Consider the following 5,214-nt stretch of genomic DNA (forward strand, 5'->3'; position numbering starts at 1 on the left):
CCGGTGCTGAGGACTTCTTTCAGCCCGTCCGGCGTTTGAGGACGAGGCCGGCAGGCCGATTGCGGGGGTCCGGGGGCGGCAGCCCCCGAACCGGGCGGTCGAAGGGGGGCCACCCCCTGGAAGGACGGGACGGGTAGGGGCGGCGGGGGCGAGAAACCACGGCACCCGTCCCCGCCGCACCGGACGCCCTACGCCAGCCCGGGACCCCGAACCGGAATCGTGGTGAACGTCGGAGCCGGGGCAGGGTCCTGGAAGAAGTCGTTGCCCTTGTCGTCGACGACGATGAACGCCGGGAAGTCCTCGACCTCGATCTTCCAGACCGCCTCCATGCCGAGCTCCTCGTACTCGACCACCTCGACCTTCTTGATGCAGTCCTGCGCGAGCCGCGCGGCCGGGCCCCCGATGGAGCCCAGGTAGAAGCCGCCGTGCGCCTCACACGCGTCGGTGACCTGCTTGCTGCGGTTGCCCTTGGCGAGCATCACCTTCGACCCGCCCGCCGCCTGGAACTGCTCCACGTAGGAGTCCATCCGGCCGGCCGTCGTCGGGCCGAAGGAGCCGGAGGCGTAGCCCTCGGGCGTCTTCGCGGGACCCGCGTAGTACACCGGGTGGTCCTTCAGGTACTGCGGCATCTCCTCGCCCGCGTCGAGCCGCTCCTTGATCTTGGCGTGCGCGATGTCCCGGGCCACGACCAGCGGCCCGGTGAGCGAGAGCCGGGTCTTGACCGGGTACTTGGTCAGCTCGGCGAGGATCGTGTCCATCGGCTGGTTCAGGTCGATCTTCACCACGTCCGACGACTCGTCGAGCTGCTCGTCGGTCGTCTCCGGCAGGAACCGCGCCGGGTCCGTCTCCAGCTGCTCCAGGAAGACGCCCTCGGCGGTGATCTTCGCGACCGCCTGCCGGTCCGCGGAACAGGACACGGCGATGGCGACCGGGCAGGACGCCCCGTGCCGCGGCAGCCGCACCACCCGCACGTCGTGGCAGAAGTACTTGCCGCCGAACTGCGCGCCGATGCCGATCTTCTGCGTCAGCTCGAAGACCTTCTGCTCCAGGTCCTTGTCCCGGAACCCGTGCCCGAGCTCCGAGCCCTCGGCCGGGATCTCGTCCAGGTAGTGCGCGGAGGCGTACTTCGCGGTCTTCAGCGCGTACTCGGCGCTCGTGCCGCCGACGACGATCGCCAGGTGGTACGGCGGGCAGGCGGCCGTACCGAGCGAACGGATCTTCTCCTCCAGGAACTTCATCATGGAGGCCTCGTTGAGGACGGCCTTCGTCTCCTGGTAGAGGAACGACTTGTTGGCCGAGCCGCCGCCCTTCGCCATGAAGAGGAACTTGTAGGCGCCGCCGTCGGTGGCGTACAGCTCGATCTGGGCCGGCAGGTTCGACCCGGTGTTCTTCTCCTCCCACATGGTGAGCGGAGCCATCTGCGAGTACCGCAGGTTGAGGTTCAGGTACGCGTCGTAGATGCCGCGGCTCAGCGCCGCCTCGTCGCCGCCCTCGGTCAGCACGTTCTGACCGCGCTTGCCCATCACGATCGCCGTGCCGGTGTCCTGGCACATCGGCAGTACGCCGGCCGCCGCGATGTTCGCGTTCTTCAGCAGGTCGAGCGCGACGAACTTGTCGTTGGCCGACGCCTCCGGGTCGTCGATGATCCGGCGCAGCTGGGCGAGGTGGGCGGGCCGCAGGTAGTGCTGGATGTCGTGGATGGCCTCCTCGGCCAGCTTGCGCAGCGCCTCCGGCTCCACCTTGAGGAACGTCCGCCCGTCCGGTCCCTCGACGGTGGACACGCCCTCCGAGGTCACCAGCCGGTACGGGGTGGTGTCCTCGCCCTGGGGGAGCAGATCGGTGTACGCGAACTCAGGCATCTCAGCCCATTCCTCACTCTGACGGACGACCGCCCGCCGACGCTGGCGGGCGCTGTCCAGCCTAGAACCTGTCACTGACACGGAACCTGTGAGGTAAGGCTCAGTCGGACACGCCCGAACGGGTTCTACCCCTAGTCGCGATCTATCGCGTTTCGGTACGCTGCTGCCGTGGACCTTCAGAAGCAGACCCCTCAGGAGCGCGCCGGAGCGCCGGTGGCCGAGCTGCGCGCCTCGGACGCCGACCGCGACCGCATCGCCGACATGCTGCGGGAGGCCCTCGCCGAGGGGCGCCTGACCGCCGACGAGCACGCCGAGCGCGTGGAGGGGGTGCTGAACGCCAAGACGGTGGGCGAGCTGGAGGTCTTCATACGGGACCTGCCCGCGGCCCACGCCCGCCCGGCCGGCCCCGCCTACACACCGGTACCGCCCCGGCCGACCCCGGGCGCGATCCCGGTCGAGGCGGACACCAACGTCGTGGCCGTCTTCAGCAGCGCCCGCCGCCGGGGCCGCTGGCGGGCCGGTCGCCGGCTGCACGCCTTCGCGGTCTTCGGCTCCGTCGAACTCGACCTCACCGAGGCGATCTTCGAGTACCAGCAGGTCGTCATCAAGGCGATCTCGGTCTTCGGCGACGTCCAGATCCGCGTCCCGGAGAACGTGTCGCTGCGCGGCACCGGCGGTGGCGTGCTGGGCAACTTCGAGGCGGACACGCTGGATTCGGTCGACTCCGACGCGCCGGTCGTCTACGTCGACGGCTGGGCCGTCCTCGGCAACGTGGAGGCGCGCCCCAAGCGCGGGAAGCTGATCGAGGACATCCTGGACCGGGTTCAGGACAAGGTCGACCGGAAGCTGCGCAAACACCTCGACCGTTGACGGTCGCGAATCACTTCCTGCCCAGCGGCACCAGGGGTCGTGAACAAGCCGTCGGCGCACGGCTGTTGAGAACGCTGTGCATAGGCCCGCGCACAGCGGGTAGGCCTTGCTGCATCGTCTCTCGCTCGCGAAGCCGTCGTCAGGAGTAGACCCGTGCTGCAACCGCCGCATTCGTCCCTGCAGGTAGCTGCCGTTCCGGCCCAGCGGGTGCCAGTGCGGGACAGGGACCAAGACGCACCCTGGCACACCGAGGCGGTGTGCCGGCGCGACGAGGCAGGCCTGTTCTTCGCACCTTCCAAGGAACCCACCGCCGCGCGGCTGTCGCGGGAGGAGGCGGCCAAGCGGGTCTGTGCCCGCTGCCCGGTCATGGTCGAGTGCCGCGAACACGCGCTGCTCCAGCCCGAGCCGTACGGCGTCTGGGGCGGCCTCACGGCAGCGGAACGCCGCGTGGTCCTCGCCCGCCGCAGGCGCCGCGACATGGAGCTGAAAAAGGCGGCGCGAGCGGCGGCGGCCAACCGCATACCCCAGGCAGGCTGACGAAAAGGCGCCCTCACCGCACCGAGGGCGCCTTTCGGATCGTCACAGCACGGGACTGCCCGGCCGCCGCCGCGGCGCGGGCGAAAGAGGCGCCGGGGAGAAACCCGAGGGGCGCGGGAAACTGCGCGACCGGCCCCCATGCACCCGCACCCGCCGACGCCCCGCGGCCCGCGCCCCCGAAGGCGTTACTTCGGCCTGTCGAAATCGACCGTGCTGTACGCGCGCAGCTTGCGCAGCCGGTGCTCGGAGTCGATCCGCCGCACCGTCCCCGACTTGGACCGCATCACGATGGACTCGGTGAGCGCGGTCTCCGACCGGTACCGCACGCCCCGCAGCAGCTCGCCGTCCGTGATCCCGGTGGCGACGAAGAACACGTTCTCCCCGGTCACCAGATCCTCCGTCGTCAGCACCCGGTCCAGATCGTGCCCGGCGTCGATCGCCCGCTGCCGCTCCTCGTCGTCCTTGGGCCACAGCTTGCCCTGGATGGTCCCGCCGAGGCACTTCACCGCGCACGCCGAGATGATGCCCTCGGGCGTACCGCCGATCCCGAGCAGCATGTCGACGCCCGTGCCCTCGCGCAGCGCGTAGATCGACCCCGCGACGTCACCGTCGGAGATCAGCTTGATGCGTGCGCCGGCCTCCCGGATCTCCTTGATGATCCCTTCGTGCCGCGGCCGGTCGAGGATGACGACGGTCACGTCCTCCGGCGTGGCCCGCTTCGCCTTGGCGACCCGCCGGATGTTCACCGAGACGGGCGCGTCGATGTCGACGAAGTCCGCCGCCTCGGGCCCCGTGACCAGCTTGTCCATGTAGAAGACGGCGGACGGGTCGAACATGGCCCCGCGCTCGGCCGCGGCCAGCACCGCGATCGCGTTGGGCATGCCCTTCGCCGTCAGCGTCGTCCCGTCGATCGGGTCGACGGCGATGTCGACCTCGGGCCCGGTGCCGTCCCCGATGCGCTCTCCGTTGAAGAGCATCGGGGCCTCGTCCTTCTCGCCCTCGCCGATGACGACCACGCCGTTCATCGACACGGTGGAGACGAGGGTCCGCATGGCGCGCACCGCGGCGCCGTCGGCGCCGTTCTTGTCGCCGCGGCCCACCCAGCGTCCCGCGGCCATCGCGGCGGCCTCGGTCACCCGGACGAGCTCCAGGGCGAGGTTACGGTCGGGGGCCTCGGAGGGAACATCGAGTTCGGACGGCAGATGATGATGATTCTCGGTCATCGGAGCGCACCTTTCTGATACGACGACGGCCGGATGAGGGTTTCCCGTCGACTCTATCGCCAGGCCGACAAAATGAGCAGGGGACCCCACGGATGAGCACGAGGGGCACCTGCGACGATAGGGGACGTGGCAGGCACGAACGGCAAGCAGAAGACGGTCCGGGACATGATCCTCTCCCTGGCCCTGATCGGCCTCGCGGCGGGCTTCATCTACCTGCTCGTCCCGCATGACGATCACGCTCCCGACATCCAGCGGGTCGACTACCGTGTCGAGCTGCTGACGGCTCGACGCGCGGCGAGCTATCCGGTGGCCGCGCCCCAGGGCCTGCCCAGCGCCTGGAAGGCGACCTCGGTCCGCTTCCAGGGGGAGGAAGGCGACCGCTGGCACCTCGGCTACCAGACCCCCGACGGTCAGTACGTCCAGGTCGAGCAGTCCACTCAGAAGCGCGCCGACTTCATCGACGACGCCAGCCAGGGCGCGTCCGCCACGAAGACCACCGAGAAGATCGGCGACCGTACCTGGACGCACTACACCGGCGGCCGCTACGACGCGCTGGTGCTGGACGGCACCACCGGCTCCACCACGGTGGTGGCCGGTACGGCGTCCTTCGCCGAGCTGACGAAGATGGCGGCGGCGCTGCAGATGTCGTGACCCGCGCGGGCGGGACCACCCGAGCCGGCGTGACGCGCGTGCGCGAGAGGCCCCCGGCTGCTACGCCGGGGGCC

Annotated in this window: 5 protein-coding genes; 3 read left to right on the forward strand and 2 right to left on the reverse strand. The window is 70.0% G+C overall.

The genetic code is table 11. The features are described 5' to 3' along the window. Positions 1 to 188: 188 nt before the first annotated feature. Positions 189 to 1,859 (reverse strand): fumarate hydratase, encoded by a 1,671-nt coding sequence (locus AB0M11_RS41005; RefSeq protein WP_365714028.1) that lies wholly within the window; start codon positions 1,857 to 1,859, stop codon positions 189 to 191. Between the two features lie 168 nt (positions 1,860 to 2,027). Between AB0M11_RS41005 and AB0M11_RS41010 the strand changes: the two genes are divergently transcribed. Further along, complete coding sequence (locus AB0M11_RS41010; RefSeq protein WP_365714030.1) at positions 2,028 to 2,729, forward strand: DUF1707 domain-containing protein; 702 nt, start codon at positions 2,028 to 2,030, stop codon at positions 2,727 to 2,729. Between the two features lie 153 nt (positions 2,730 to 2,882). After that, positions 2,883 to 3,266 carry a WhiB family transcriptional regulator gene (locus AB0M11_RS41015; protein ID WP_365714033.1) on the forward strand — a complete coding sequence of 128 codons (384 nt, stop codon included), beginning with the start codon at positions 2,883 to 2,885 and terminating at the stop codon, positions 3,264 to 3,266. 185 nt (positions 3,267 to 3,451) lie between these two features. Here AB0M11_RS41015 and glpX read toward each other — a convergent pair whose 3' ends face one another. Beyond that, positions 3,452 to 4,489 (reverse strand): class II fructose-bisphosphatase, encoded by a 1,038-nt coding sequence (gene glpX, locus AB0M11_RS41020; RefSeq protein ID WP_093499329.1) that lies wholly within the window; start codon positions 4,487 to 4,489, stop codon positions 3,452 to 3,454. A gap of 126 nt (positions 4,490 to 4,615) precedes the next feature. Here glpX and AB0M11_RS41025 point away from each other — a divergent pair, with 126 nt between their 5' ends. Continuing rightward, on the forward strand, positions 4,616 to 5,140 hold the full coding sequence (locus AB0M11_RS41025) for a DUF4245 domain-containing protein (RefSeq protein WP_365714036.1): 525 nt from the start codon (positions 4,616 to 4,618) through the stop codon (positions 5,138 to 5,140). Positions 5,141 to 5,214: the final 74 nt, after the last annotated feature.

The organism is Streptomyces sp. NPDC051987, assembly GCF_040680735.1.
GTDB lineage: Bacteria > Actinomycetota > Actinomycetes > Streptomycetales > Streptomycetaceae > Streptomyces.

Bases quoted from the DNA above. Each gene is read 5' to 3' on its own strand.
- AB0M11_RS41005 (WP_365714028.1), bottom strand. From the start codon at position 1,859: ATGCCTGAGTTCGCGTACACCGATCTGCTCCCCCAGGGCGAGGACACC.
- glpX (WP_093499329.1), bottom strand. From the start codon at position 4,489: ATGACCGAGAATCATCATCATCTGCCGTCCGAACTCGATGTTCCCTCC.